This window comes from Rubrivirga sp. SAORIC476 (genome assembly GCF_002283555.1).
Classification (GTDB): domain Bacteria; phylum Bacteroidota; class Rhodothermia; order Rhodothermales; family Rubricoccaceae; genus Rubrivirga.
In genome coordinates this window covers 1-26,749 of sequence record NZ_MVOI01000007.1, presented here as the reverse complement: position 1 = coordinate 26,749, position 26,749 = coordinate 1, and the positions used below count along the sequence as shown (strand labels likewise).

Here is a 26,749-nt window from a genome sequence, read left to right as displayed (position 1 = left end):
GGATTCCGCGCCGCCACTCCTGCGCCGGAGCGTGGGCCGCCGGCGGCGCGGGTCGACGACGCCGAGGCGCGTGCGCTTCGCGCCGCACAAGGCCGGGGCCTCCCGGCCCCGCCGGGTTTCCCTGCCGACTCGCAGCGGGCGAGTCGGCAGGCGGGGGCGGGGTGTTGGCAGCGGTTTCTAGCAATCTAGGCGACGGACGGACAGCGTCAAGGTCGTTCGCCCCGTGCTCGCGCTGCGACAGGAAACCCAGGGACGGTTTCCCGACGGTCGCTCTGCGCGGGGGCGCTCCACCCGGGCTGCAAGCAGCCCTGTTGACCCCGTAGTCCGGCCTTACGCCTGCTGGCTTTGTGGCCGCTGGCTAGCGGGGACCACTCGGGTCCCCGGGTACGGCGGTTGTCACGAGCCCCTCTTTCGAGGTCTTGTCATGCCCCGCATCTATTCCCGTCCGCACTACGCTCAGGCCCGCACGTGGTACCGGTTTGCCTGCTGGCTCCGTCGCACGTCGTGCCCCCAGTTCCACCCGCACCTCATGAAGGAGGACGCCCTGAGAGCCAGCTTCGGGATCCGAAGCCGGTCGCTCATCCTTCCGTCGCGCCTCCAGGACTGCGAGGCCGTCGGGCTCGCACGGCTCGCCGCTCGGGCGGCTGCGGGAGACACGTACCCGGAGCTCGTCGCCCGGATCGCCCAAGTCGATCCCGACGACGCATCGGCCGACGAGGTCCACCTGTTCCTCGAAGTCGCCGACCGGACGGGCACGCACACGGAGAAGCACCTGCTCGGCAAGCTCCCGCCGGAGGACGCCCTGTGGGTGGCCCCTCTGATCCGGCTGGAGACCGACGCATACGGGACCGGCCCGGTCCTCCGGTACCACGTGACCGGCGGCGAGGGCACGGAAGTCCACGTCGCGATCAGCCGGGCGCACGAGGCGGCTGCGGCGTGGCTCGACTGGGCCGACGACCGGAAGGCTTGGGCGGAGGCCCACGCGGTGGCCGACGAGAGCCCGTACGCCTACCGGGCGAGCTACCGGGACACGGTGGCGCCGGGGACGGGCTACGGCGAGTTCCTCTACGGTACCGACGCCTACGGCGAGACCGACTGGGATGACGAGTAGCCCAGAGACCCTCAGCCCGGCGACCCACGCGGTCGCCGGGCTTCTTTTTTGCCGCAACGGAGAAGGGGAGAGGCGCCCCCGCCGACCGCGAGAGCGCGTCGGCCGACGGGGGCGCTCCCACCAGGGTCGACGTGTGTCTGTGCGGAGCGAATGGCGGATGGGACATCCGCACCTGAGAACTCATGGCAACCCAGAACCCCGAGGCCTCGCGCCTCACGTCGCTCAACCTCCGTGTGCTCCGCGACATCGAGGCCAAGATGCCCGAGGGCGGCGACCGCTACGACGGCGAGCCCGTCGTCCCCCAGCCCTCGCTCGACCGCCGCGAGCGGTACCACGCCCGGCGGCTCGCCGTGCGCGGGCGGCTCCGCCGCCTGGAGTCCGACGCGCCGTGGTTCGCACGCCGAACCGTGCTCTACAGCTCGGTGGCTGAGCCGTCGGTGACCGACCCTCAATCCGTCGTCCGAGAGCCCGCTGGCGTGCTCCGCCAGCCCGAGGTGCACGTCGGGGGCACCGTCCACGGTGCTTATCGCGACGCATTGTTCTCCGGCGTCCCACTCTACACGACCCGGCTCGTCCGCGAGCGGACGTTCTCGTTCCCGACGCGCGACCAGGTCCGCTCGCCCGCCGACGCGGCCGTCGTGCTCGCGGAGTACTTCTCGGACCGCGACCGCGAGGAGTTCGTCGTCGCTTTTCTGGATACGGCGAACACGCTGACCGGGCTCCACGTGGCCTCCGTCGGCGGGCTGGCGGCGTCGATCGTCGAGCCGAGGCAGGTATTCAAGGCGGCCGTGCTCGCGAACGCCGCTGCCGTGCTGTTGGCGCACAACCACCCGTCGGGCAACCCGGAGCCGAGCCGGGAAGACGTGGCCGTGACGCGCCAGCTCGTCGAGGCGGGCAAGGTCATGGGCATCCCGGTCCACGACCACCTCATCCGTGCGACTCGTTATCGCTAAACCTGTGCCCTGCAAGGGACACAGGGGGACGCGATGCGAAGAACCAGGCTTCGGCCTGGAGTTCTTTGACAACTGTGCAACCGAGCGGGTTCGACTCCCGCCCCCGGAGGTAGACCGGGGAAAGCACGGTCCCCGTGCGGGCGTGTGGCAAGCGCCCGTGCGAAGCGGGACCGAACGCCGATCACCAGCGAACCAGCGTTGGGACGCGGCAAGCAGGCCGTTCATGGGTAGCGAAAGCGAAGGTGCGTCTGAAGCGTCGTAATGGTCGAGCAGCCAAATCTGGAATCGCGTGCTCGCACATCCGTGTGCGGCACGCGGGGCTGCGTCCAAAAGGACGAGGGACTCGGGTGGGCGTGTGGATTAGCGCTCGCGAAAGGGGAGGGCCATCGATGGTGCCCGACCTTCTACTCGTAGTGGTCCCCGGCGTAAAGCATCACCCTACAGACGGCGCGAAGCGGTTGCACGGAACGAGGAAACCCCTGCGGCGCTCTCCGGGACGCCCGGAGCAGGCAGCCAGCCGCATGGCCGCAGGGACCAGGATTGCTCAAGAAGCGAACGCCCCGGGTAACGCCGGGGATAGGCTGACGTGAGCACGATCAGACGGAAGGCAGAGGCACACCATGCAACTTTAGACACTTAAAACGATGGAGCCCGAACGGCGACAGCCCGAAGAGCGACATACGGAAGGTTGGAGCGACACCGACTGGGCGCGAGTCCAGCGCGGCGTGTTCCGGTTGCAGGTGCGTATCTACCGAGCCGCAGATCGTGGCGACTGGACGCAGGTTCGCAACTTGCAGCGTTTGATGCTGCGGTCCTGGAACGCGAGGCTCCTCGCGGTCAGGAAGGTGACTCAGGACAACCGAGGCCGGCGCACGGCCGGGGTGGACGGCGTCAAGAACGTCCCCCCACGCAAGCGCCTCGCCCTCGCGGAGTCCCTGGGTCATCCCGAGTGGAAGGCCGATCCGGCCCGACGGGTGTACATCCCGAAGGCCAACGGATCGGAGAGACCGCTCGGAATCCCGACCATGCGAGACCGAGCCCTGCAAGCCCTGGTGAAACTGGGGCTGGAACCCGAGTGGGAGGCCAAGTTCGAGCCGAACAGCTACGGGTTCCGACCAGGACGGAGCGCTCACGATGCGGTAGACGCGATCGCCAACTCCATCACGTCGAAGGCGAAGTACGTCTTGGACGCGGACATCAGCGGTTGCTTCGACCACATCGACCACGACTACCTCGTTCGCAAGCTGGGGACCATCCCGGCGTACGAGCGGCTGATCCGGGAGTGGCTCAAGTCCGGCGTCGTACGCGACGGCCGGTGGAGCCCCACGGCATCGGGCACCCCACAGGGCGGGGTCATCTCGCCCCTTCTCTCCAACGTCGCCCTGCACGGGCTGGAGACCGAGATCCGAACGCGCTTCGACACGGACCGCAAGAAGGCGGCCGTGATCCGATACGCCGACGACTTCGTGATCCTGCACCAGGACCGGGAGACGATGGAGGAGATCCGGGGGGCGGTCGTCGCGTGGCTTGCGAAGGCAGGTCTACGTCTCAACGAGGAGAAAACCCGCGTCGTCCACACCCTCGACGGGGCGCCCCCCGATGGGGCGACCCTCGATGGGGAGGACGGAGCGCGGGCTGGCTTTGACTTTCTCGGGTTCTCGTTCCGGCAGCACTACGTCGGAAGGCACAGGGCCGCGAGAGACAATCACGGCCGGACCCTCCCCTTTGAGACCGCGATCACGCCGAGCAAGGGAGCGCAGAAGCGGCACCTTGATCAGCTTGGGCAGATCCTCAAGCGGTCGTGGCACCTCGACGCGGACGCGGTGGTGCGTCGGCTCAACCCCGTCGTCCGGGGGTGGACCGCGTACTACCGGCACGTCAGCTCGAAGGCCACGTTCGCCAGGGTCGAGCACCAGCTCGCCCACAAGCTCCGCCGGTGGAGCTACCGGAAGCACCCCAAAGCGGCCAAACGGGCGCTGATGGGGAGGTATTGGGACGGCTACACCTTCCGAGGAGAACAGGACACGCTCACTCACCACGGCCTGACGCCCATCGTGCGTCACGCGAAGGTGAGAGGGAGCAAGAGCCCGTTCGACGGAGACTGGCCGTATTGGTCCCTTCGCTTCCAGAAGGGCTACGCCGGGCGGTCCCGGGCGCTGGCGCTGCGCAGGCGGCAAGGCGGACGCTGCGAGTACTGCGGACTCTACTTCCAGGACGGCGACGCCGTGGAGGTCCACCACAGGGACAGGGACCGGCGGAACAACCGCACGGGCAACCTGGCCCTGATGCATGGGCACTGCCACGACGCCGAACACGCCACGAGCGGTGCCCATGACAAGGGCCGTCGGGTCGAGGAGCCGGGTGCGGTGAAAGTCGCACGCCCGGTTCTGAATCGGCGGTGGGGAGGGCGACCTCCCCACCGACCGTGACTAACGGACCATGGGCACACGAGTCTGGCGGAGCGGGGGCTGATGTAGCGCACGCGAGCGCGGACGGGGTCCCCCAGTGCGGGGCGTCGGGGGGCGAACGCCCCCGCTCCGGGGGACCCCTCTCGCACCAGCCCTCGCTGTCATGCCCATCGCCCACACCGATCCCTCTCGCGCCGTCCGCCTCCCGCTCGGCCACGTCGTCGCGACGCCGGGTGCCCTCGACGTTGTTCGCGCCCACGGACTCGACGTGCTCGCCCTCGTCCACCGCCACGCCAGCGGCGACTGGGGCACGGTCTCCGAGCACGACGCCCGGGCCAACGATCTGGCCCTCCAGAACGGGACCCGTGTCCTCTCGGCCTACGACACTCCGGGCGGTCGGCTCTGGATCATCACCGAGGCCGACCGCTCGGCGACGACGGTGCTCCTGCCCTCCGAGTACTGAGGCCGGTGTGCCACCTGACCCCGTCCGGGTCAGGTGGCGCCGTCGCCGTCGGGGGCCGCGCCAGCCGCGGGCTTCTTGCGGGACCGAGGGGGCCACTCGAGACCGGACAACTGGTCGAGGTCGTTCAGGATCGGGATGTGGACCATGTCGGCGTCGGCCCGCTGGTAGCGCGGCTCGCCGCCGTCGTCGGACCGGAGCCAGCGGAGCGCGGCCGAGGCGTCGCACCCCGCGGCCATGAGCGCGTGGAGCGCCGACGTCTCCGCCGCGCGGAGCCGGGTCCGGAGCGCCCGGATGAGCCCGACGAGCCGGTCGTGCTCCTGGGACCGGACGCCATAGAGCCGACCGGAGGCCACGTCCTGACGAACGACCTCGGCCGAAAGGTCGGGCAGGAGGGCCAGGATCTCCTCGACGTTCTGTGGAGCGTCGGCCTCGGCGGCCGAGACTCGGGCCTGGGACGCTTCTCGGTCGACGGTTTCTTGGGACATGGGCTCGCGGAGCTGAGGGAGTCCAAACGTCGTCGGCGTGCACGCCGCCCCTCTGTCATACCCTCTCGACCCGCGCGTGTCGGTCGGCTCAGCCCGCGGCCTCGATCCACCGGACGCGGACCTCGGCCATCGGCTGGCCGCCGGGTCCGAGGAGCGGGAACGTCGCCGGCTTCGCCAGCCCGCCCACGTCGGAGAGCCGGACGCGGTACCGCGCGACCACGTCGTCCTCGGCCACGTCGTCGTCGTAGACCTCGAACCAGACGACGTCGTCGGTCCCGACCCGGACGCCGGTGACGGCCCACGGGAGCGGGTACCGGCTCGGCACAGCGTTCTCGACCACCTGCCCCGTGTAGAGCACCGCGCCGTCCTCGGCCCGGATCACGACGAACGGGTCGGCGGCCCCGCTGAGGTCCCAGGCCCCGCCGCCGGGCTTCGACGGCGGGAGCGAGAGGAGCGTGACGGCCTCGACGTCGGCGGCGATGTAGGTCGGGAACGCCTCGTCGAGGGCTTCGGCGAGGCCAGCGCAGCCGGAGGTCGCCAGTGCGAGAGTGAGGAGGGCGAGGGAGAGGCGCATGAGAATGAGGGGCGATTGGTCGGTTAGGTTCGGCCGTCATCGCTCGGCGCTTAAGCCCTACACGCACCGGGTCCGCCGGGGTCGTCGGGGGCTCCGCCGGTAGCTTGACGGTCCATCCCAAGCCGCAATGCAAGTACAAGACGGTCCCGACGACATCGACCCCGACGCGCTCGACGCGTTCATCGAGCGCTGGCGGCCCGCCCAGGCCGCCGAGCTCGCCAACGCCCAGCCGTTCCTCATCGAGCTGGCGGCGCTCCTCGCCGTGTCTGGCCCCGAGCCCGCCACCAAGGACCCCGCCCGCGACGGCTACGTGTTCGAGCGGCCCGTCGACTTCCAAGACGCCGCCGACGCCGGGACCGGCCGCATCGACCTCTACAAGCGCGGCTGCTTCGTCCTGGAGACCAAGCAGGGCGTCGACGCCGAGAACGCCGCGCGCGCCAAAGGGAAGGGCAAGTCGCGCTCGGCGGGCCACGGCAAGCGCGGCACGCCCGCCTGGGACCGGACCCTCGCCGCCGCCAAGCGCCAGGCCGAGCGCTACGCCCGCAACCTCGACCTCGACGGCGTGGGCGAGCCCGTCCCGCCGCTCGTCATCGCCTGCGACGTCGGCCACTGCCTCGACCTCTACGCCAACTTCGGCCACCCCCAGCGCTACGTCCCGTTCCCCGACAACCGGACCTACCGCGTCACCCTGGATGACCTCAGCCGCCCCGAGATCCGCGAGCGGCTCCGCCTCGCCTGGACCGACCCCGAGGCGCTCGACCCCGCCCGCCGCCAGGCCGCCGTCACGCGCGAGGCCGACCGCCCCATGACCGTCGAGGCCGTCTCCCAGCGCTTCAAGCGCGCCCCCCGCGCCGCCGTCGCCGACCTCCTCGACACCCTCGCCACCCTCGGCCAAGCTCGATGGGCGGACACGGGCTACGCCGCATAGTCAAACTTTTTTCGCCGACTCGCTTCCGGTTCGCATCCGTGCTCACGACTGGAGACCCACGCACCCTCACTCTACCCGGTCCCATGATCTAGCCCACGACCCCGTCTGATTCCTCCTTCGATGACCATCGTTACTACTGATCCCCCCGTCCACGTCCTCCCCCAACTCACCCGGAACGGGTACGAGCGTACCGCAGAGACCGAGGCCCACATCCAGGCGGCCCTTTCCATCTCGCGAGACACTCTCGTCAAGCGAGCGAGGGTCCGGGACAAGGATCACGCCCTGTTTGTCGGAGAGGAGGCTCTTGTCTTCCTGATCCGCTACTACAAGCTCCGAGGGGACTCCTTCATTGAGGGGCAGCTATGCGACGTGCTCGTAAAGCGAACCGATGGCACCATCAAGAAGTGGATGCGCGAGGTCGGGTTCCGCTACGAGGACGACGAGGAGCGGGTGACCGAGATGGTCCAGGAGGTTCTCTTTCGCGTATTTGGGGGCAGCAAGGTCCGAGGAGAAGACCGTCGAGAGGGCGGAATCCTCGACCTGGAGAGCGACAAGAGCGACTTCGCGCAATCCCGGTTCTGGAAGTTCCTCCGGTACCGGACGGCCGACGTCACCCGCGTTGCCGGGGATAAACGGGATCGCGAGCGCCAGTCGGTTGATGTCTCGACCATGAACGGGGAGCCTGCGGACGACGACGCTCCCGCTGAGATGGCGACCCCGCTCGGTGGTTGGGAGTCGGTCACGCCATGGGAGGCCCTCACGCAGGAGCACGACGACGATCTCCTCCGGGCGGCAGTGCGCGATCTCCCCAACCACCCAACCCCGTACCGGGATGTTCTGCGACTCCACTACTTCGATGAGTGGCAGATTGAGGCCAATGACGCAGAAGCCGTCACTCTGAGCTCCCATTTTGGCAAGTCACCACGAACCATCTCGAGCTGGCTTCGCAAGGCCGAGAAGAAGCTCCGAGACATCCTAAAGCAGTCATGACCACACAGAACCACGCTCGCCCGTCGCTCGACGACGTGCTGGAGCAGTACGCCGCTGAGGGTCCTAGCTACGAGGCCCTGAACGACTACGCTCGTCGATTCCCCGAGTACCGCGACGCGCTCGCTGACTTCACCGTCCAGTGGAGCGCGATGGAGCATGCGGAGTTGGGCGACACCGACGGGGAGGAATCAGATGTTGAAGCCTCCCTCAACGCCGTGCGGAGCCTCCTCCAGCAGAACACAACCACAGACCCTGTCCCTAGCGCGGAGTCCGGTGCTCCGCCCAGCCCCGCCGTTCCCCAACTCGCATCCTCGGCCGGTGGCGCCCCTGGCTCCCCGGCCGAACGGTTTGAGGACATGTTGATCCGGCTCGGCATCGACACGTTCGACTTTCAGGACCAATCTGGCCTGGGCTACTCCTTCATTCTCAACCTCTCTAAGGGGTGCTGGACATTCGACTCGGTCGAGGAGAAGGACTGCACCGCGCGCGCGATCCTCGACCACATCCGGACCTTCAACCCCGACCCGATTCCCCCTCTCCCGGCCGTCCGGCAGAGCATCACCCAGCCCCCGATGATCGCTGCGGGGCAATCGTCGTCTCGCGACCACAAGCCCGAGGCCGTCACAAAGCCGTTCCGGCAAGGAATTGAAGACGCCCGAGACATGACAGACGAAGCCAAGGCAGCCTGGCTCCGCATCCTCGACGAGGCCTGCTGAACGCCCTCCTCTCATCCCGTCTCGAATCACGTGAACGCTTGGAGCGATATCCGACGCCTCGCACGAGCCCGCCACCGGGAGCTCGTAGGCACCGACGACTACACGGCCGACTCTCTCCTTGAGGCCGCGGAGATGCACACGGAGCACCGCTCTCGCGGGGTCGAGGCGGACAATCCTCTGTTGGAGAAGGGTGAGGGGAAGCTCGACGTGGACCGGAAGGTGATCTGGTACAACGCGGACGCGCCGCCCGAACAGCAGCGGTTCGTCCAGGCCCATGAGTTCGCTCACGTCTGGTTGGAGACAGGCGGGTACGCCTGCCTCGCCAGCGAGATCGACGAGCAAGCGTCCGAGGACCAGGGGGCCGTCGGAGGCGTCGCCCGCGTCGAGGGGTACAGCCCCCGCGAACGGGCCGAGCGCGAGGCCAACGTCTTCGCTCGCGAGTTCCTCCTCCCTACCGACCGGCTTCGCCAGTGGCACAACGCCGGACTCTCCGCCGCGGCCATCGCCTCTCGCGTCGGTGTCAGCCGGTCGCTCGTGTTCCACCAGCTCGGACGGGCCGTGCTGGTCGCTGAGTCGATCGGCACGGCGCCTGACTCCGATCGCACGCCCGAGGCGAGGGGGGACGGGGTCGAGACCCTCTCCCTCGACACGAGCCAGGAGCGTGCCGCGAAGGCCGCCGGTCCCGTCCTGGTGGTCGCGGGACCCGGCACGGGGAAGACCCGCACGCTCACCGGCCGGGTCGCCCACCTCGTCTCGTCCGGCGTCGACCCGGAGCGCGTTCTCGTGCTCACCTTCTCCAACCGCGCGGCCGACGAGATGCGCGGGCGGGTATCGGTCGCGCTCGGCGACGACGCCCACAAGGTATGGATGGGGACCTTCCACGCCTTCGGGCTCGAGCTCCTCCACAAGTACAACGAGGAGGCCGGGCTCCCCCTCCGGCCGAGGGTCCTCGACCCCGTTGACGCCTCCGTCCTGCTCGAAGGGGCCTTGGGCGAGATCGACCTCGGTCCCTACGAGGCACTGTCGGACCCCGGCCGCAACCTCCCGGACATCCTATCGGCGATCTCGCGGGCGAAGGACGAGGTCGTAGGTCCTGAGCGGTACGCCGAGCTAGCCAACGCGATGCGGGCGTCAGCGACGACCGATAAGGAGACCGAGGCGGCCGAGAAGGCCCAGGCCGTCGCGCGCGCGTACGCGGCCTACCAAGGTCTGCTCCACGACGCGGGGGCCATTGACCTCGGCGACCTCGTCTACCGGTCCGTCCTCCTCTTGGAGTCGGACGAGGGGGTCCGGGAGCGCGTTGAGTCCGACTTCGCTCACGTCCTCGTCGACGAGTTCCAAGACGTCAACCGCGCGTCGGGACGCTTGCTGAAAGCGGTCGCGGGCGCGGGCCGGGGCCTCTGGATCGTCGGGGACCCCCGCCAGTCCATCTACCGCTGGCGGGGGGCGTCGGCGGCCAACTTCGACCGGCTCCGCGAGGACTATCCCTCGCTCCGCGTCGAGCGTCTCTCGTGCAACTATCGGTCTCGACCGGCCATCGTCGACGCCGTGTCCGAAATCGCTACATCGATGTGCGCGGCCCCACCAGAGGCGTTCGAGCCGTGGGACGTTAACCGCGACGATGCGCCGGGGGAGGTGTCGCTCAGCGTCGCGACGACCCTAGAGGCCGAGGGGCTCGGGCTCGCTCGGGCCGTCCGCGACCGCGCGAGCACTGGCGCTGACGGCGAGCCGCAGTGGAAGAGCCAGGCCGTGCTCTGCCGGACCCACACGCTCTTGGAGCGCTACGCGCGCGTCCTGGAGAAGGAGGGTGTGCCCATGCTCTACCTCGGCAACGTGTTCGAGCGGGGCGAGGTCCGAGACCTCCTCTCGCTCGTGAGCCTCGTGAGCGGGGGTGGGTGGGGCGGCCTCGTCCGCGTGGCGTCCTTTCCTGAATACGACGTTCCTCGTGCCGACGTCGATCGCGTGCTGGCCTGGGCCGAGGAGCACGGACGCTCCCCCCTCCAAGCGCTGCCAAGGGCATCTGGCGTCGACGGGTTGACGGACGCAGGAGTCTGGGGCCTCGACGCCCTCTCGAGTCACGTGGCGGGCATCCATCCCAACGTGCCCGTCTGGGACCTCCTCTCGCACTACCTCTTCGAGCAGAGCGAGTACGTCCGCCGGCTGGAGGGTGGATCTGAGGTCGAAACGCAGCAGCGGCGGCTCGCCGTCTATCAACTCCTCGCACTCGCGCTCGGTCACCGCGACCGTGAGGGGGCCGCGCCCGGCTACTCCCGCCGGGCGTTCCTCGACTACGTCCGTCGCCTCAGCCTCCAGAACCAAGACCGTCAGGTCCGACAGGTGCCCGAGTGGGCCGACGACATCAACGCCGTCCGGCTCATGACCGTCCACGCCAGCAAGGGGCTCGAGTTCGACGTTGTCCACGTCCCCGCCCTGGCCAAGACGTACTTCCCCAACACGTTCCGGACGCCCACGTGCCCGCCGCCGGACGGCCTAGTCGGGGCGGCGCTGAGGGACCTCCACGACGACGAGGAGGAGTGCTTGTTCTTCGTCGCGGCCTCTCGTGCCCGGGACGCGCTCTGCCTCTCGCGTGCAGAGCGCTATATCAACACAAACCGAGACCCTTCCACGCTCCTGGGACTCGTCCCAGCATCTCTCCCCGATGCTCCGGCTCGGTGGACGGACGAACCGCCCCTGGACCCGCCGGCAGCGTCGGCTATCGCTCCGCCGGTGCGCGACCCCGACGACCCGTTCTCCAGGTCAGAGCTCGACACCTACCTCACGTGTCCGCGGCAGTACGCCTATTCGCACGTCCTGCGGCTCGATGGGAGAGGGGAGGGGAGCGCGTACTTCGATTTCCACCGGGCGACCCGGCGCGCAGTACGATACATCCTTGACGAGCAGACCGAGGGGCGAATGCCCACGCCGGAGGCCATCGCCACCATACTCGATGAGGCATGGTCTCACGACCGCCTCGGCAAGAGCCCCTACGCTGTCCGCCTCCGAGCTGAGGCCGGGCGGATCGCCGCGGCCGCCTTTGCTGCCGATGACGGTGAGATTCGCCCTGAGTGGACGGTGGACCTGCGAAATGGGACCGTGACGGTGAGGCCCGATGTGGTCTCGACAGTCGGAGGGCAGACGGTCGTCCAGAAATGGAAGACCGGGCGGCTCAGCAAGTCGGAACCGGACAAGCCCGTCTACGCCCTTCTGCATCAGGCTGCGACCGTGGCCGACGGGGACTACGCCATTAAGGCGATCCAACTAGAGACCGGAGAGCGGACGCCGATGGAGATGACCGACCGGAAGCGGAACGGACGGATCGAGAAGTACGCCAAGGCCATCGAGGGCATCCTCGACGGCGACTTCCACGCAGAGCCCAGCCCTCGCGAGTGCCCGCGCTGCCCGTTCTACTTCATCTGTCCGAAGTAGCGCGCGCGGCCCGGTTTTTTCCTCGCCTTGGACTTCCGGTTTGGAGTCGTGCTCACGACTGGAGAGGTGTCGGGCAATCCCGCCCGCTTCTCCAGACCCCGAACACGATGAACGCCACGTTCCGCGTCCTCCACACCTCCGACGACACCCAATTCTACTGGGAGCTCCTGAACGCCGACGGCGACACGCTCTGCACCTCCGGCGAGCCCTACGCCGACTTCGGCGACTGCCTCGCAGGGCTCTACGTCTTCCGCGGCCGCGCGGCCGAGAGCCCGCTCAACGACCGCACGCTCGACGGCGCGCCCGACCGCCTCGCCGAGACCGAGTTCGAGCTCGTCCCCGATGAGGACGGCGGGTTCGACTGGGCGTTCCAGCAGACGACCGGCGAGCCGCTCGCGGCGGGCCGCGCCCACCCGGACAAGGCCCGCGTCCTCGCCGACCTCGAGGCGGCTAAGGCCGCCGCGCCGACGGCCGAGGTCGTCGTCGAGGCCGACGAGCCCGTCGACATCGAGGCGTGCGCCGAGCACGGCCACGAGACGCCCCGCGCCAAGCGCTACCGCATCCGCGTCGACCGCCAGCGCCACGTCGTCGACCGCCCGGCCATGACGGGCCGCGAGATCCTCGCGCTCGCGGGCAAGAACCCCGTCACCCGGTTCCGGCTCGACCAGAAGCTCCGCGGCGGTCAGGCCAAGAAGGTTGGCTACGACGAGTCCGTCTCGTTCTGCGCGCCCGGCGTCGAGCGGTTCATGACGGTCCCCCTCGACCAGCACGAGGGGGCCGTCGCCGCCCCCACGCTCCGGCGCGAGGTCACGCTCCCCGAGCACGACGTCGAGCACCTAGACGCCCGCGGGCTCCCCTGGGAGACCGTTGTCGACGGCCGCCGCCAGTTCCTCCTCGTCCACGACTTCCCGCTTCCGGACGGCTATCAGGCCCGCACGGCGACCGTCGCGCTCATGATCCCGCCGGGATACCCGACGGTCCAGATCGACATGGTCTACTTCGACCCGCCAGTCGTCCGCGCCGACCGCCAGCCCATCGGCGCGCTCGCGACGCTCGTCATCGGCGGGACCCCGTTCCAGCGCTGGAGCCGCCACCGGACGGCCCAGAACCCGTGGCGGCCCGGCCTCGACGACGTCTCGACCCACCTCGCGCTCGTCGAGGAGTGGCTCGCGCAGGAGTTCGTCAAGCGCCCCCGCCGCGCCTAAGCACTCTCTCGACTTCGATTCCATCTGCACCCGCCGTATCCCGCCATGAGTACCTCCTCTGTGTCCCTCCGTTTCTCAGGCCGTCAGCACTCGGCCCTCTACGACCACCTGTTCCCCGGCGACGGGAACGAGGCCGTCGCGCTCGTCCTCTGCGGGCGCCGCATCGGCGACGCCGACGAGGGACCCTGGGGCTCGCGCCACGTCCTCACCGCCCGCGACATCATCCCCGTCCCCTACGACCTGTGCCACGAGCGGACGCCGGTCCTCGTCTCGTGGCCCGTCGAGCCGTTCCTCGACGTGTTCGATCGGGCCGAGCGGCGCGGGCTCGCTGTCCTCAAGGTTCACTCGCACCCCGGCGGCTACCGCGCCTTCAGCGAGACCGACGACGCCTCGGACGCCGACCTCTTCCCGTCCGTCATGGGGCGGACCGACGACCCCGGCCCGCACGCGAGCGCTGTCATGCTTCCGGGCGGAGAGGTCTTCGCCCGTGCGGCCTACGACGACGGCGAGGGCGGCGCGCGGTTCGTCCCCGTCGAAAGCGTCCTCGTCGCCGGCGACGACCTCTGGGTTTTCCACCGCGACGCCGTGTGCGACGGGGCGCTCGGCCGCGTGGCAGGCTTCGCCGAGCGGACGGCGCAGGCGTTCGGGGTGGGGACGACGGCCGCGCTCTCGCGCCTCTCGGTCGCCGTCGTCGGCGCCTCCGGCACCGGGAGCCCCGTCGTCGAAATGCTCGCCCGCCTCGGTGTCGGCGAGATCATCCTCGTCGACCCCGACCTCGTCGAGGAGCGGAACCTCAACCGGATCCTAAACGCCACCCGTGCCGACATCGGTCGACCGAAGGTCGAGGTGCTCGCGGACGCCGTTCGACGCATGGACCTCGGCACGCGCGTTGTCCCGATCCAGAGCTCGCTCTTCGACGCCGACGTGGTCCGCCGCGTCGCGCTCGCCGACGTCCTCTTCGGCTGTGTGGACTCGGTCGACGGTCGGGACCTTATGAACCGGATCGCGACGCACTACGCGCTCCCGTATCTTGATGTCGGCGTACGCCTTGACGCCGACGGCCAGGGCGGCGTCGACGGCGTCCACGGGACGGTCCACTACCTCCAACCTGGCGGGTCGAGCCTCCTCAGCCGAGGGGCCTACTCGGCCACCGCGCTCCAGGCCGCCCACCTCCGCCGCGCCGACCCCGAGCTGTACGAGTCCCAGCTCGAGGAGAAGTACGTGATCGGCGTACAGGAGGGGAGCCCGGCCGTCGTCAGCGTGAACACGTTCTACGCCTCGCTCGCGGTTAACGAGCTGCTCGCTCGGCTCCACCCGTTCCGCGACGACGACAACCGAAAGTTTGCCCGGAACGGCATCAGCCTCTCGCAGTCGCGGTTCCTTTCTGACGCAGACGGCGAGCCGGATGTCGCACTGGCGAAGCTCGTCGGGCGCGGCGACACCTCTCCGCTCCTGGGGATGCCGGAGTTCTCGGCAACCGCTACCCGGCGCGCAGCATGAGAGTCTGGAATCTTTTCGGCCGTGCGTTCCAGTGGATCGTCGGCCGGTTTCGGCCCCAGCCAACGGAGCCGCCGCGCTACCGGCTCGACCACGCCTTCGAAGTCCCCGAGGCGGTCGATCCACTCAAGATCGTCGCCGTCGGCGAGGGCGGCCACCTCTGGTACGCCGTCCTCTCGTGCCCGTGCGGGTGCGGCGAGACGATCCAGCTCAGCCTGCTTCCCGACGACCGCCCGCGCTGGCGGCTTACGTCTCATGGCGGCGTCCCGACGCTCTCGCCGTCCGTCTGGCGGCACCGCGGCTGCCGGAGCCACTTCATCCTCCGCGACGGGCGGGTGACATGGTGCTGACGGTGAGCCTCCTACTTTGACCTCCCCTACTCGCCCCAATATGCCTCGCCGCCAACAACACATCGAGAGCAGCGCCGCCGCCACGGCCCTCGTCGCCTGCGTTACCGACCTCGCTGTTCAAGACGCGCGGCGGCAGATCGATCCGTTTTTTCAGCCGGATCTCGGCCGCACTCTCTCGCTCGGGCTCGCGGGTTACGCTATCGGCGCCGTAGCGGGCACGTGGCCCGATCTCCTCGAACCCGCCACGACGCCACGCCATCGGGAGTTCTTCCATAGCTGGACGGCCTTCGGCCTCCTCGCATGGGGGACTGCTCGCCTTCTCCAGTCCACTGCGGATCCAGCTGCGAAGTGGCTTGGGGGGATGGCCGCGACAGGCTACCTGGTTCACCTCCTCGACGACGCGACCGAACACGACAGGAGCCGTCTGCCCCTCCTCTAGTCCGATGCTGCCCGACATCCGCATCAACGCATCGCCGGACCCCCATGCCTTCCTCCGTGAGGTTGAGCGATTCGCGGCCACGCTGGGGGGATACGACGCAGAACGGCGCGACGACATCGACTCCACGGACTTCGAGATCCTCAACATTCGCCCGACACGAAACGTGCCGTACCGGGGGCTCGGCGCGCAGCTCCTCGTCTCCTCAACTCGCGGGAGTTGGGCCGATGTTGAGGTCCGCGCTCAAGACTGGGGCGGGGGACCGGTCGCGCCTACTCGAGAGGTCTACGTAGAGGCCGCGGAGCTCGTCCTCTCCCCTCTGCTGAGGGCGTTCAACCGGGAGCACGGGACTCGTTGTCGCCTCCTGGTCGAGCCAGCCGACGCCCTCGCTAGACTCCCCCCAGGTGCAGCCGACGTCTTCCAGCGGTTCGTCTCATGCGCCAACATGACCGGGCTCCACCCCTACGATTGGGAGCGGTTCTACGACTTCGTTCGCCACTGCGCCGCTCACAACGTCGCGGTCTCGTCGGAGGACGTCCAGCGGCTTCTGGTCCATGCGGGGTTCGACTGCTCGCGCGCGGAGCCCATCGCCGACGTGTTCCGTCACGGCCGCCGGTTGCTCACCTACCGGCGCTGATCAACAGGGTTCGGGTTGTCTAAAACCGGCTGGATTGCCTATATTGGCAACTGAGTGCTATTTGCGCAATCGTGTCCTCCCAGCCGTTCTCCGAAGCCGACGCCCCCCGCGCACTCGCCCAGCTCTTCGAGCGCTGGACGGGAGCCTCGTCACATGCCGACGTAGAGGAGGGGAGGGGTGGCCTGGACGCCGTTGTGCATGTCGGCCCCCACGTGTTCCTCGTCGAAGTGAAGGGGGACCCGAGTCCCACGTCCATCGAGGCGGCGCTGGCCCACCTCCGTAGGCAGTCCATGGACGGCGCCGCCCCGCTCGTCGTCGTCCCCCACATGAGCCCTTCTGGTGCGGAGCGCTGCGAGTCCGAGGGCGTCGCGTGGGCCGACCTCTCGGGGAACGCCCACGTCACCTCGCATACGCCAGGCGGAGACCTCTACGTCCACGTATCAGGCCGACCCAATGCGTTCGAGACGCGCGGACGGCCGCGCAACGCGTTCGCTCCGAAGTCGGCCCGGCTTGCTCGCACTCTCCTTGCGTCGCCGGGTGCCGCCTGGACTCAGAAGGAGCTCGCCGAGGCCACGGATCTCGACGCGGGCCACGTGAGCCGACTCGTCCGACGGCTCCTCAACGCCGACCTCGTCTACCGCGACAACGACGGACTAATCACAGCCCACGACCCCGCCCGCCTCCTCGACGCCTGGGCCGACGGCAACGCCTTCCGCCACGAGGTCATCACGGGACACCTCCCGGGGCGCTCCGGTGAGGAGCGCGCCCGCCGCCTGGCCGACGTCTTCGACCGGGACGGAATCTCCTACGCGCTGACGGGGCTCGCCGCCGCCTGGGCCTACACCCAGGCCGCCGGATTCCGGCTCGTGACGTGCTACGTCACGCGCGACGAGCACCCCACCCCGGTCGCCGTCGCGTCCGAGGCCGGGTTCCGCACGGACACCCGCGCGCCCAACGTCCGCCTCCTCGTCCCTGACGACCGCGGCGTCTTCGACGGCGTCCGCCCCGTCAAGGGCCTCCGCTGCGTGGCCCCGGCTCAGACGTACGTCGACCTCGAGCACGATTCCGAGCGCGGCCCGGAACTCCAGGACGCGCTCCGGCCCCTCGCCCTTGACCCGCCGCCGCCTGCCTCGTGAGCACTCCCTACGCCACCGACTACACCCCGGAGCAGCTGGAACGGACCCGGCAGACGCTCCTCCAGGTTCTCGTCGCCCTCGGCGACTTCCACGACGACGTAGTCCTCGTGGGTGGCTTGGTCCCGTCTCTCCTCGTCGACCAGGCCGAGGCCGCCGCCCGCGACGACGCCCACGTCGGGTCCGTCGACGTCGACCTCGGCATCCGCCTCGCCGTCGTTGACGAGGACCGTTACGACGAGCTCGCCGAGCGTCTCCGCGACCGGGGCTTCGAACCAGACACGAACGAAAAGGGCAACCCCACCAAGCAGCGTTGGCGCTATGCCCGCGTCGAGGAGTCCGTCGTTGTCGACTTCCTCATCGACGAGACGGAGACCGATGGGCAGGACTGGGGCCGCACGCTCCACCTCACCGAGGACCTCGCCGCCCTCCGCGCGCTCGGCCTCCGCCTCGCCTTTGACGACGCCGAGGCCCGCGTGGTCTCCGGCACCACGCTCGATGGGGACGCGGCCGAACGCCCCGTCCGGGTTTGCGGCCCCGCCGCTTTCGTCGTCCTCAAGGCCATCGCGTTTCGGAACCGGGGGAGCGAGAAGGACGCCTACGACCTCGTCTACGTCGTCCGGAACTGGCCGGGCGGGCCCGACGCCGTCGCCGCGAGATGGGTGGCCCTCGGCGACCACCCCGCGCTGGCGGCCGCGCTCGCCGTGCTCCAGGCCGACTTCCTCTCAGAGCAGGGCCTCGGCCCGCGCGGCGCATCACGATTCCGTGCAGGAGCGGTAGACGACGCCTACGTGGCCGACGCTGTTGGCGACCTCGTGCTGTTCGTCGAGGCAGTGGTCGGGGACTGACACCTGGACAGCCGTGTAGCATGCCTGCATATACCTTCTCCGCGCTCTCGAGCGTCGACTTCGAGGATCTGGTGCGCGATCTTCTCCAGGAGGAGTGGGGCGTACCGCTCGAGTCGTTCTCCGCGGGACGCGACGACGGGGTTGACCTACGGTACGCGCGGTCGGGGGCAGGAACCACTGTCGTCCAGTGCAAGCACTACGCGGGGTCGACGTGGAGCGATCTCAAGAAGGCCGTCGCCCAAGAAGTCCCAAAGGTCCGGTCTCTGAGCCTCGGTCGGTACGTGTTCGTCACGTCGTTGCCGATGAACCCCGGTAGGAAGCGCGAGGTCATTGAGGCGTTCTCCCCGTTCATACGAACGCCGGCGGACGTGATCGGCCCACAGGAAATCAACGGTCTGCTCCGGGACCACGCCCACGTCGAGAGGCGCCACCCACGTCTCTGGCTCACCTCATCGGCGGTGCTCCAGCGAGTGCTCAACGGAGGACTCTTCGAGCGAGCGAGGATTCTGTCCGACGGACTCCCCGACACGCTCCGGACCTACGTCCCGCACCCGAGCCTCGGCGAAGCTCGAAGCCTTCTCGACCAGCTCCACTACTGCGTGATCGCTGGCATCCCAGGGGTCGGGAAGACGACCCTCGCCGAGATCCTCGCCGCCGATCTCGTCGGACGGGGATACGAGCTCGTCGTCCTGAACCGGACGGTGTCCGAAGCCCTGGAGGTGCTCGACACGTCGAAGTACCAAGCCCTCTACTTCGACGACTTCCTCGGCATGACGGCGCTGGAGTCGTTGGAGCGGAACGAGGACCGCGACCTGCTCGCGCTGTTCGCAGAGGTCCGGCGCTCTGAGAACACCCGCCTCATCCTCACGACGCGAGAGTACATCCTCCGCCAGGCCCGCGCGGCTCACGAACGGCTCGACCGACCGGGCGTGGACTGGGCCAAGTGCACGGTGGAGTTGGAGGGATACGACACACTCCACCGTGCCCGGATCTTGTACAACCACCTCCTCCACTCTGGGTTGGACCGGGCCTACGCTGAGGCCCTCCTCGAGGAGCGGGCGTACCGGAAGATCGTGGAGCATTCTAACTTCAGCCCGCGCATCGTCGACTGGATGACGACGCCTGGGATCGTCGAGCCGGACACGCCCCCGGCGCATTTTCCAGAGAGGTTCGTCCGCGCCCTCGACCGCCCCGATGAACTCTGGAGGCACGCCTACGAGAACCATGTGTCGCTCGCCTCGCGGCACTTGCTCACCGTGCTCGCCTCCCTGCCGAGCGGGGTCCTCCTCGACGATCTGGAGCGCGCCTTCTGGCCTCTCCATACCGCCCGCTCTCGGCAACACCGCCAGCCGACCGCCCCGGAGGACTTCCGAGAGGCTCTGAGAGAATTGGACGGCACGTTCGTCGCGACGATCCATCAAGTGAACGGGCGCTACGTCGCCCGTTTTCATAACCCGTCCATCCGGGACTACGTCGAGGCTCGGTTGGCAGGACGGCCCCACGAAGCCCGATCGTTGCTGGCGACCGCGGTGTTCTTCGAGCAGGTGCACTACTTGGTCCTGAGGCGCATCGCCAGCGCGGAGGACGCACGTGCTGCCCTCATACGGACGTTCGGCGTCCAGCCGGCGAGACTTGACTTCTCCGTAGAACCGGGCCGGGCGCACCGCCGAGCACCAGAAGGCGCAACGGGTCGAGCGGCGTTCGCGGTCCGCACCTTCCGCGCCCTTCCGCGCGCGGATGCCGAGGCGGTTCTTAAGTCCCTCGTGAGTTCGGCTTACGAAGAGATCGAACTGTGTCAGTCACATGAGGACGCGATCGTCGACCTGCTCGACGCCCTCCAGTACCATCCGTACAAGGGCCGGATCTCCACTCCACAGAGCGAAGCCATGGCTTTCGAGACCGCGTGCGACGAGGTGTACGACGCCGAGACGTTCGGGCGCCTCGTCGACGCGATGCCCGATGCGGGGTGGTGGGACCCTAGGCTGACAGAGCAGCTCAATGAAGCGGTCAGCGACGCATTCGAGCGAGTAGCGAAAGAGGAGGTTGACGCCGCTGTCAGCAACTACCGCGACGACCCCGAGATGATCGAGTCGTTCCGAGAGCAGGTCGTCCAGATCGCAGAGAAACTCGACCGGACGCTGCCAGACGATGTTGTAGAAGCGTTCGATCAGGCCAAGGCGGACGCAGAACAGGAGAACGTCGAGCGCGCCGCTCGCGAGGCCGAACGGGCTACCTCGTCTCCAGAGAAGAAACCGGCGCCATCGTCCGATCCACAAAAGCAGATCGATCCTGTTGACTCCCTCTTCGATACGCTCCGCTCTACGTAGGCCGGGACGCCCTCAGAGTCCGATCCCCTCGCTCGCGTTGTCGTCGAAGAGCCTCCCTTCGCGGACGTACTCAGCCAGCATGGCGGCGCTCTTGTGCCGCGTCTGCTTCCGGATCGCCCGGTCAGACTTCCCGGCCCGCGCGGCCGTGGTCGCGAACCCCGCCCTCAGCGAGTGCCCGGCGTAGAGCGTGGGGTCGAGCCCGGCCGCCTCGGCGTGCTGCTTGACGACGTTCGCGACGGTTCGTCCCGTGATCGCCTTCCGACCGAGCCGCCCCCAGCGGTCGACCGACCGGAAGACCGGCCCCGAGAGGGGGGAGGGCCGCCCCTGGTCCGCGAGCTCGCGCGAGGCCGCGGCGAGGTAGGACCGGACCGCACGCACGGGGCACGTCTCCACCCGCGAACCGTAGGCCACGCCGACGACCTGGCCCGCTCCCTCCTGGTCGCTTTTCGACTTTGGGATCAGGAGCCGGAGCCCATCGGGCGTGAACGAGAGGTGCTCCGTCCGCACGGCCGCGAGCTCGCTCCGCCGGAGCGCCGCGGCGAAGCCCACCAGCAGCATCGCCTTGTCCCGTCGCGCCCGGAGCGCCGCGCCGGGCGCCGCGTCGTCGGGGAACGTCTCCGCCAGCCGGACCGCCTCGTCGCACACGGCGGCCATGGCGACGACGTCGGCCGCGAGCGCCGGGGCCACCTTCTCGCGCGCGGTCCCGAGCGTGCGGACCACGCCGGCCCAGACGGAGTGGAGCGGCTCGCGCGAGCGGAGCGCCGGGCTCTCGACGCCGGCGAGTTTGTGGGCCTGGGAGATCGCCGCCATCCGCCGCTCAAGCGTGGCCACCTTCAGCGGTGCCGTCGGCCGCCCGTCGTCGCCCTCGGGTCCGGCCTCCGCGCGAGACGCTATATATAAGGCGACGGTCTCGGGCGTGGCCGGCATCGCGGGCAGCTGGCGGCCTGCGCACCACAGCGCGAAGTCGGCCCAGTCGGAGCGGTACGCCCGGAGCGTGGCGTCGGAGCGGGCGGCCTCGGCGAACCGGCGGGCGGACTCAGCGTCCGCTTCGAGCGCGGCGGGCAGATGGTCGGCGCCGAGGGAGACGAGGTCAGCGGACACAGGGTATGGCTGTTATTGCATATTCAGGCCACTCGGAGACATCAGAGCGGCGACCCGAAGGTAGGCTTCGGCGCCTTATCTCTTTCCGATAATTTGTCCTTATCGGAAACGAAGGCTGCATGGGTGGCAAGACACGGCACGCCGCGCTCGCCAACGACCCGCCCCGGTTGGTGGTGACGCTCACCGTGAATGGGGCGTATCTGCAATAATGGCTATCCCCTCGGAGGGAGCCCGGACAGCGACACCCGCTCGTACCCGCCCCGTTTCCGGTCCTCCGGGTGCGGCTCGAGCCCGACGACCGTGATCTCGCCGCGGCCGGGGCCGTAGACCCAGTAGAGCCGGTCCGCCGTGTCGCCTTGGTTGAGGTACGACTGGAACACCTTCTGCCCGAACCGCGCGCTCAGCGGTTCGATCTCGTGCGTCCGCAGGCCCGGGTGCCGAGGGTTCTGCGTGAGGTGGCCCAGCGCCTTCCGCCACTGCTTGAACAGCGCCTTCTCGTCGCGGTCGAGCGTCCCCGCCCGCGCCTTCGCCGTGATCGAGTCGTTGAAGGCGGCCATGTCGGGCACCCCCATGCGGATGGCGAACGTCACGCGGGTGCCCCATCGTCATCGAGACCGGGAAACGTCTCGTCGAGGTCGACGGGTGCTGAAGCCTCGCCTCGCTCCAGGGCCTCCATCGAGCGCTCGATCGTCGCAAGCGTCCGGGCCGAAATCGACGCGACGTCGACCGTCACCTGAGGCCGGAGTTCGATGACCCCGTCGTCGCGGTGACGCACCTGGTACTGATCGTAGAGCGCGTCGTCGCCGCGGAGCAAGATCCGGCGCTTCGTGTCGAGTTTGGCCGTGTAGTCGGCAGTGGCAGGCATAGGACGCGGGGCTCGCGAGAGCGGTCAATGTACGAAGAACGGTGGGACGGTCCCACTTCGTATCGGCACAACCACGTCTGGCTTGAGCACCACTCGCTCGCTCCCCCCCGAGACCTGTCCGGCGTCTGAAGCCCGCCCCGTTGTTCGGAGCCCCCCCTACACTACCATCGCGGGCCGTCCCGGACTACCGATCTGCAGGACATCTCGCGATGTGGAGTCGCCGCCTGCCACTACGGTGGCATGCCACCGTAGTGGCAGGCCGGACCGCCCGACCTCACCACTACGCAGCGCGCGTAACGCGCCGTGCGTAACGAACGACGCGGTAGAATTATGGGGATCACCCCTCGGAGCCGGAGAGCCGCCCGTCCTCGTACGCCTCGACCTCCTCTTCCAGGCCCGCGCGGAACGAGAGCAGCGGCGCCATCGCCCGGTCGAGCTCGTCCCCACTCAGGCGCGACTCGGCGAGCGCCGCGCGCTGGCGGCGGAGCGTGGCGGCGTCCTCATTCAAGCGCCGGAGGGCGCGTTGGTATTCGTCGTCGGTCGAAATCATGGGGCGAGGGGGAGGGCGGAGCGGTTGTCTGAAAGGCTGGTGTTGCCGGAGTGGGCAGCCCGGCTCTATTTAAACAACTCCGTCGGTCGCCGTCAGTGGCGGACGTAGACCGGCCACTCCCCGTAGACCTCGCGGTAGGCCCGGACGACGAGGGGCGGCTCGCGGGCGGCCCGCTCGAACGCCTTGGCGTTCGCCTCGGCGAGCTGGCGGGCGAACTCGCCGAGCCGCTCCTCCTCCTCGTCGCGCTCCGCTTGGGCCGCGAGCGCCGCATTCGGGTCGTACCGCGCGGGGTCGTCCGCCTCCTCGCCCGGCTGGTCGAACCGGACGAGGCCGATGGCGGGCGGGGCGTAGCGCCAGTCGCACCCGCGCTCGCGCAGCCGCTCGAACACGCGGACGTAGAACGGCGAGCCCCGCTCGTCGAGCTCGCCGTCGCCGAAGAGCCCGAGCGTCCCCATGTAGAAGTCGAGGTAGCCGAAGGGGCTCCGGCTCCACCGAGGACCGTGCCCGTCCCCCTCGTCCGCCAGCCGGTCGTTGAGGTGGTCGGCGATGAAGCCGCCGCTGCCCCGGAACGAGCCGAGGTCGTAGCGCTCGCCGCTCGGCCCGACGACGTCGTTGTTGTCGGAGAACACGTCCCAGAGGATGTCCCCGAGAAACGAGAGCCACCGGACCCGGAAGGGGCGCTCCTTGAACTCGGCCGCCCCTCGGTCGACGAGCGGAGCGATCGCGGGGCTCGGGACGTCGCCCGGCGCCAGCTCGTCCATCCACGCCCGCTCGCCCTCGAGCGCGTGGTCCAGGAGCGCGCGGCACGCCGCGTCGGAGGCCCGGTCTTCGTCGTCGTACATGGACGGAAGGTAGGACGTGGCTCCAAGCGGCGGCCCTGAGAAGCTGGGCGCTGAACGCACCCCACGAGCACGTTTCACCGCGCGGTGAAACCCCGTCCCAGGATGAAAGCCCGGCGCGCCGATCCTTCCCGCCCACGGGAGGACGACTGTGGCTCCCGCTACAACGGAATCCCGTGCTCAATCCGGCCGATGACGCGGTTCACCTCCAGCGCGCCGGACTCGGTGTCGGCGTAGTCGAGGGGGGGCTCGCCGCCGAGCGCCCAGTTCGGCCGCCTCAGCCACTCCGCGCCGACGCCCGCGCTCCCGAACCCCTCCGTGGCCCGCTCGACGAGCCGACCGATCCGGTAGGCCCGCTCGCTCTCGGACAGCGTGAGTCGCCCCGCCCGTCGGCGCCTCGCGAGCGTCGAGGCCGACACCCCGAGAGACCCAGCGGCCCGCGCCGTGGAGACGCCCAAGGCCGAGGCGAGCGCGTCCACGCGCGAGGTGGGCAGTCCGTCCCTCAGCGCGCGGACGACGCCGGCGACCCCGTAGCCCAACTCTGGGAACGAGTTCTGGAGCGTCGGGGCCGAACGGTCCGTCACAGCAGCCGTCCCATCTCCTCGTGCTGGAACGACCGGAGCGTCGAGCGGACGGCCGGGCGCATCTCGCCGACCGCCTTGCCCGCGCCCAGTTCCTCCTCGTACCAGCGGTGGACCTGCGGGGCCTCGCCCTTGAGCCGCGCGACGGCCCGTTCGGTGAACGCGGCCCGCTCGTCGTCGGAGAGCGCGTCCCACGCCTCGGCGAGCGCGCGCTGGCGGCGCTCCTCAGCCGAGCGCTTGGCCCTGGCTGCGGCCTCCTTCTGCGCCGCTGTCCGCTCCTGCTTCGCCCTCGCGGCCGTGGCCGCTTTCTCCTTCTGCTCCGACGCCTTCAGGACCACGTCCGGTGTCGCAGCCCCCTTCGCGTAGTCGCCCCGGACGGCGGCGACGGTGAACGCAGCAACGTTCTTGACCTCACGTCCCCCGGACGCGAGCCCGCGCGCGACCTCGGCCTCGACGTGGTCGAGGTTGGCGGCCACGCGGGCCTCGGGGAACTCGGTCGAGAGGTCGAGCGCCTGGGCCTCGGTCAGCCCGAAGCCGAGCAGGCGCCGCTGGAGCTCGGCGCGCGGGTGGTCCTGGAGGACCTCGGCGGGCTCCGGGGCCGCGGACCGGGGGTCCGGGGCGCCCTCGGCGCCCAGCGCCTCGCGGAGCGTCGGCCCGAGCCCCTTCGCCGCGGCTGCCGGGCCGCCCTCTGGCGCCTCCCTCACCACGAACTTCAGCGCGACGATCCGCCGCTTCTGCCGCTGCGTCTCCATCTCGACGCGGACGTCGGAGAACTCGTTGACCTCCCGGATCGCGGGCGCGAGCACCTTCTGGCGGAGCGCCTTGAACGCCCGGTACTGGTCCTCCCCCACCCCGAGCAAGTCCCGCCACGTCTCGAGGTCGATCCACCCCGTCGTCCCGACCTTCCGGAACCGGGCGCAGTTCTCGTAGAGCGCGAGCGCGTAGCCCGACCCGAACCGGGCCTGGATGGCCAGGTTGATCCGGGCGTAGACCTCGGGCCGGTACAGCTTCTCGCGGAGGTCGGGCGCGTAGACGTAGCGGCACACGCCGCCCTTCGTCTTGGCCTGGGCCAGGAGCGAGGCCGCCGCCCACTCCTCCTCCTCGCCGTCCTCGCCGAGCACGTTCCACTCGACCCGGCAGTCGACGAGCGCACGGAGCGCGTCGCGGAGGTAGGCGAAGTCCTTCGAGTCGTACCCGGCCACCTCGGCCAGCACGCGGACGGGGATCTCGTGCTCCTTGACCGAGGGGTCGGGGAGCTCCTCGTAGGCGTTGAGCAGGAGGACGTTCGAGAGCTTCCGCTGGAGCAGCGACAGCGGCGCCTTCACGTGGATCGCCCCCACGTGCTTCTTCAGCTCGGCTCCGGTGACGCGGCTCTCGATGATGGTCTGGAGGCGGCTCCGCCTCGGGCGCGACGGGAGCGCGCGGGAGGGGCGCCCGATGGCGAGCGCGGAGCCGCCGTGCTCGTGGACAGGGCGGGGATCTGTGGAAGGTATCACGCTCATCGCCCGCACCCCAGCGACGCCGCCACCCGGGAAGCAGCGAGCGGGCGGTGTCCCCCCACCCTGGAAACCGGTACCCTTCTGGACCCGCCCCGTAAACCGGTACCTCTCGCGGGCAGATTGCCCCATACGGCGCCGCCAGAGGCGGTCTGCGCCCTGGAGACCGGTGCCTTTCGGGTCCCGCCCCGTAAACTGGTACCTGTCCGCCCCGTAAACCGGTACCTTTCAGTCCTGGCCCCGTGTGGAGGAGTCGAGAATCGGGTCTCACGACTATCTAGAGGCCGATTTTGAGAGATTGAGGCCGACGCGCTGCGGGCGCCCTGGAAACCGGTACCCTTCGCCCTGGAAACCGGTGCCTTTCGCCCCGTAGAGTGGTACCTCTCGCCCCGTAGACCGGTACCTTTCGCCCTGGAAAGTGGTACCTTTGTCCCCGGATCTCGTTGGGCCGCAACGGGATGGCGACCCTTAAACGTATTAAACATCTTCTAAACTCTATTAAACGACGACGAGGGCGTCGCGTCGCTGATTTGAGAGGGATGGGAAAGAGAGCCCGAGAGGTCGGGCGTCAAGTGGGGAGCGCGACGGGCGGTGGCTGAGGCTCAGGGGCTGGGCAGTTTTTGTCCGGACACGTGAGCCGCCACGGACGCGGAGCGCGCTGGACGGGCGACGTGTCATGACGCACCGTGCCCTCCCCCCCCCCCCCCCTCACCCCTCGACGTCTCCGCCTCGCCGCCCAGGCCGTCATTCTCGGCCTCGCGTTCGGGGCGCCGTTCGCGGGCTCCGACCGAGCAGCGGGCAGCCCGTCCACCCAGCGCCCAGCGTCCGTG

At 69.4% G+C, this 26,749-nt stretch carries 25 protein-coding genes; 16 read left to right on the top strand and 9 right to left on the bottom strand.

Annotated elements, in window-relative coordinates; genetic code table 11:
- The first annotated feature begins 424 nt into the window (after positions 1–424).
- The 4 genes from B1759_RS15755 (at position 425) to B1759_RS15740 (ending at position 4,935) form a co-directional block, all read left to right on the top strand.
- Positions 425–1,111, top strand: a complete 687-nt coding sequence (locus tag B1759_RS15755) for a hypothetical protein (protein WP_143537433.1) — start codon at positions 425–427, stop codon at positions 1,109–1,111.
- Positions 1,112–1,293: 182 nt separating this feature from the next.
- Positions 1,294–2,064 carry a JAB domain-containing protein gene (locus B1759_RS15750; protein WP_198948950.1) on the top strand — a complete coding sequence of 257 codons (771 nt, stop codon included), beginning with the start codon at positions 1,294–1,296 and terminating at the stop codon, positions 2,062–2,064.
- Between the two features lie 644 nt (positions 2,065–2,708).
- Complete coding sequence (gene ltrA / locus B1759_RS15745) at positions 2,709–4,493, top strand: group II intron reverse transcriptase/maturase (RefSeq protein WP_095516041.1); 1,785 nt, start codon at positions 2,709–2,711, stop codon at positions 4,491–4,493.
- A gap of 142 nt (positions 4,494–4,635) precedes the next feature.
- Positions 4,636–4,935 (top strand): hypothetical protein, encoded by a 300-nt coding sequence (locus B1759_RS15740; RefSeq protein WP_095516040.1) that lies wholly within the window; start codon positions 4,636–4,638, stop codon positions 4,933–4,935.
- A gap of 29 nt (positions 4,936–4,964) precedes the next feature.
- On the opposite strand, the gene B1759_RS15735 is transcribed toward B1759_RS15740, so the two are convergent.
- Both B1759_RS15735 and B1759_RS15730 read right to left on the bottom strand, forming a co-directional pair.
- Entirely contained in the window at positions 4,965–5,420 is a 456-nt protein-coding gene (locus B1759_RS15735) for a hypothetical protein (RefSeq protein ID WP_095516039.1), read from the bottom strand.
- Positions 5,421–5,508: 88 nt separating this feature from the next.
- Positions 5,509–5,994, bottom strand: coding sequence for a hypothetical protein (locus B1759_RS15730; RefSeq protein ID WP_095516038.1), 486 nt, complete (start codon positions 5,992–5,994; stop codon positions 5,509–5,511).
- A gap of 127 nt (positions 5,995–6,121) precedes the next feature.
- Between B1759_RS15730 and B1759_RS15725 the strand changes: the two genes are divergently transcribed.
- From B1759_RS15725 to B1759_RS15670, 12 genes are all read left to right on the top strand, one after another.
- Positions 6,122–6,922, top strand: coding sequence for a type IIL restriction-modification enzyme MmeI (locus B1759_RS15725; protein ID WP_095516037.1), 801 nt, complete (start codon positions 6,122–6,124; stop codon positions 6,920–6,922).
- Positions 6,923–7,042: 120 nt separating this feature from the next.
- A complete protein-coding gene (locus B1759_RS15720; RefSeq protein WP_095516036.1) occupies positions 7,043–7,912 on the top strand; it encodes a sigma-70 family RNA polymerase sigma factor in 870 nt (289 codons plus the stop codon).
- Positions 7,909–8,628: a hypothetical protein gene (locus B1759_RS15715; protein ID WP_095516035.1), complete on the top strand. Its 720-nt coding sequence runs from the start codon at positions 7,909–7,911 to the stop codon at positions 8,626–8,628. Before B1759_RS15720 ends, B1759_RS15715 begins: the two co-directional genes overlap by 4 nt.
- Positions 8,629–8,658: 30 nt before the next feature.
- Positions 8,659–12,054, top strand: coding sequence for a UvrD-helicase domain-containing protein (locus B1759_RS15710; RefSeq protein WP_143537432.1), 3,396 nt, complete (start codon positions 8,659–8,661; stop codon positions 12,052–12,054).
- Positions 12,055–12,161: 107 nt separating this feature from the next.
- The gene (locus B1759_RS19825) at positions 12,162–13,259 is read left to right on the top strand and encodes a multiubiquitin domain-containing protein (RefSeq protein WP_158225306.1); all 1,098 of its coding nucleotides are present in this window, start codon (positions 12,162–12,164) and stop codon (positions 13,257–13,259) included.
- Positions 13,260–13,304: 45 nt separating this feature from the next.
- Positions 13,305–14,759 carry a ThiF family adenylyltransferase gene (locus B1759_RS15700; protein ID WP_095516033.1) on the top strand — a complete coding sequence of 485 codons (1,455 nt, stop codon included), beginning with the start codon at positions 13,305–13,307 and terminating at the stop codon, positions 14,757–14,759.
- Positions 14,756–15,106: a DUF6527 family protein gene (locus B1759_RS15695; RefSeq protein WP_095516032.1), complete on the top strand. Its 351-nt coding sequence runs from the start codon at positions 14,756–14,758 to the stop codon at positions 15,104–15,106. Before B1759_RS15700 ends, B1759_RS15695 begins: the two co-directional genes overlap by 4 nt.
- A gap of 40 nt (positions 15,107–15,146) precedes the next feature.
- Positions 15,147–15,545, top strand: coding sequence for a hypothetical protein (locus B1759_RS15690; protein WP_095516031.1), 399 nt, complete (start codon positions 15,147–15,149; stop codon positions 15,543–15,545).
- Positions 15,546–15,549: 4 nt separating this feature from the next.
- The gene (locus tag B1759_RS15685; protein WP_095516030.1) at positions 15,550–16,179 is read left to right on the top strand and encodes a hypothetical protein; all 630 of its coding nucleotides are present in this window, start codon (positions 15,550–15,552) and stop codon (positions 16,177–16,179) included.
- Positions 16,180–16,250: 71 nt separating this feature from the next.
- The gene (locus tag B1759_RS19820) at positions 16,251–17,315 is read left to right on the top strand and encodes a MarR family winged helix-turn-helix transcriptional regulator (RefSeq protein WP_158225305.1); all 1,065 of its coding nucleotides are present in this window, start codon (positions 16,251–16,253) and stop codon (positions 17,313–17,315) included.
- Positions 17,312–18,160: a GSU2403 family nucleotidyltransferase fold protein gene (locus tag B1759_RS15675; RefSeq protein WP_095516028.1), complete on the top strand. Its 849-nt coding sequence runs from the start codon at positions 17,312–17,314 to the stop codon at positions 18,158–18,160. The genes B1759_RS19820 and B1759_RS15675 overlap by 4 nt, the downstream gene beginning before the upstream one ends.
- A gap of 20 nt (positions 18,161–18,180) precedes the next feature.
- Complete coding sequence (locus B1759_RS15670) at positions 18,181–20,487, top strand: ATP-binding protein (RefSeq protein ID WP_158225304.1); 2,307 nt, start codon at positions 18,181–18,183, stop codon at positions 20,485–20,487.
- 12 nt (positions 20,488–20,499) lie between these two features.
- On the opposite strand, the gene B1759_RS15665 is transcribed toward B1759_RS15670, so the two are convergent.
- The 7 genes from B1759_RS15665 to B1759_RS15635 form a co-directional block, all read right to left on the bottom strand.
- Complete coding sequence (locus tag B1759_RS15665) at positions 20,500–21,588, bottom strand: site-specific integrase (RefSeq protein ID WP_095516026.1); 1,089 nt, start codon at positions 21,586–21,588, stop codon at positions 20,500–20,502.
- A 212-nt stretch (positions 21,589–21,800) separates the two neighbouring features.
- Complete coding sequence (locus B1759_RS15660; protein ID WP_095516025.1) at positions 21,801–22,178, bottom strand: hypothetical protein; 378 nt, start codon at positions 22,176–22,178, stop codon at positions 21,801–21,803.
- Positions 22,175–22,453 (bottom strand): hypothetical protein, encoded by a 279-nt coding sequence (locus B1759_RS15655; protein ID WP_095516024.1) that lies wholly within the window; start codon positions 22,451–22,453, stop codon positions 22,175–22,177. Before B1759_RS15655 ends, B1759_RS15660 begins: the two co-directional genes overlap by 4 nt.
- A 337-nt stretch (positions 22,454–22,790) precedes the next feature.
- Positions 22,791–23,003 (bottom strand): hypothetical protein, encoded by a 213-nt coding sequence (locus B1759_RS15650; protein WP_095516023.1) that lies wholly within the window; start codon positions 23,001–23,003, stop codon positions 22,791–22,793.
- A gap of 92 nt (positions 23,004–23,095) precedes the next feature.
- Positions 23,096–23,845 carry a hypothetical protein gene (locus tag B1759_RS15645; protein WP_095516022.1) on the bottom strand — a complete coding sequence of 250 codons (750 nt, stop codon included), beginning with the start codon at positions 23,843–23,845 and terminating at the stop codon, positions 23,096–23,098.
- Between the two features lie 158 nt (positions 23,846–24,003).
- A complete protein-coding gene (locus tag B1759_RS15640; RefSeq protein ID WP_158225303.1) occupies positions 24,004–24,426 on the bottom strand; it encodes an antitoxin Xre/MbcA/ParS toxin-binding domain-containing protein in 423 nt (140 codons plus the stop codon).
- Positions 24,423–25,919 carry a replication initiation protein gene (locus tag B1759_RS15635; protein WP_233134431.1) on the bottom strand — a complete coding sequence of 499 codons (1,497 nt, stop codon included), beginning with the start codon at positions 25,917–25,919 and terminating at the stop codon, positions 24,423–24,425. The genes B1759_RS15640 and B1759_RS15635 overlap by 4 nt, the downstream gene beginning before the upstream one ends.
- Positions 25,920–26,749 lie beyond the last annotated feature (830 nt).

Bases quoted from the DNA above. Each gene is read 5' to 3' on its own strand.
- B1759_RS15755 (WP_143537433.1), top strand. From the start codon at position 425: ATGCCCCGCATCTATTCCCGTCCGCACTACGCTCAGGCCCGCACGTGG.
- B1759_RS15750 (WP_198948950.1), top strand. From the start codon at position 1,294: ATGGCAACCCAGAACCCCGAGGCCTCGCGCCTCACGTCGCTCAACCTC.
- ltrA (WP_095516041.1), top strand. From the start codon at position 2,709: ATGGAGCCCGAACGGCGACAGCCCGAAGAGCGACATACGGAAGGTTGG.
- B1759_RS15740 (WP_095516040.1), top strand. From the start codon at position 4,636: ATGCCCATCGCCCACACCGATCCCTCTCGCGCCGTCCGCCTCCCGCTC.
- B1759_RS15735 (WP_095516039.1), bottom strand. From the start codon at position 5,420: ATGTCCCAAGAAACCGTCGACCGAGAAGCGTCCCAGGCCCGAGTCTCG.
- B1759_RS15730 (WP_095516038.1), bottom strand. From the start codon at position 5,994: ATGCGCCTCTCCCTCGCCCTCCTCACTCTCGCACTGGCGACCTCCGGC.
- B1759_RS15725 (WP_095516037.1), top strand. From the start codon at position 6,122: ATGCAAGTACAAGACGGTCCCGACGACATCGACCCCGACGCGCTCGAC.
- B1759_RS15720 (WP_095516036.1), top strand. From the start codon at position 7,043: ATGACCATCGTTACTACTGATCCCCCCGTCCACGTCCTCCCCCAACTC.
- B1759_RS15715 (WP_095516035.1), top strand. From the start codon at position 7,909: ATGACCACACAGAACCACGCTCGCCCGTCGCTCGACGACGTGCTGGAG.
- B1759_RS19825 (WP_158225306.1), top strand. From the start codon at position 12,162: ATGAACGCCACGTTCCGCGTCCTCCACACCTCCGACGACACCCAATTC.
- B1759_RS15700 (WP_095516033.1), top strand. From the start codon at position 13,305: ATGAGTACCTCCTCTGTGTCCCTCCGTTTCTCAGGCCGTCAGCACTCG.
- B1759_RS15695 (WP_095516032.1), top strand. From the start codon at position 14,756: ATGAGAGTCTGGAATCTTTTCGGCCGTGCGTTCCAGTGGATCGTCGGC.
- B1759_RS15690 (WP_095516031.1), top strand. From the start codon at position 15,147: ATGCCTCGCCGCCAACAACACATCGAGAGCAGCGCCGCCGCCACGGCC.
- B1759_RS15685 (WP_095516030.1), top strand. From the start codon at position 15,550: ATGCTGCCCGACATCCGCATCAACGCATCGCCGGACCCCCATGCCTTC.
- B1759_RS15670 (WP_158225304.1), top strand. From the start codon at position 18,181: ATGCCTGCATATACCTTCTCCGCGCTCTCGAGCGTCGACTTCGAGGAT.
- B1759_RS15655 (WP_095516024.1), bottom strand. From the start codon at position 22,453: ATGCCTGCCACTGCCGACTACACGGCCAAACTCGACACGAAGCGCCGG.
- B1759_RS15650 (WP_095516023.1), bottom strand. From the start codon at position 23,003: ATGATTTCGACCGACGACGAATACCAACGCGCCCTCCGGCGCTTGAAT.
- B1759_RS15645 (WP_095516022.1), bottom strand. From the start codon at position 23,845: ATGTACGACGACGAAGACCGGGCCTCCGACGCGGCGTGCCGCGCGCTC.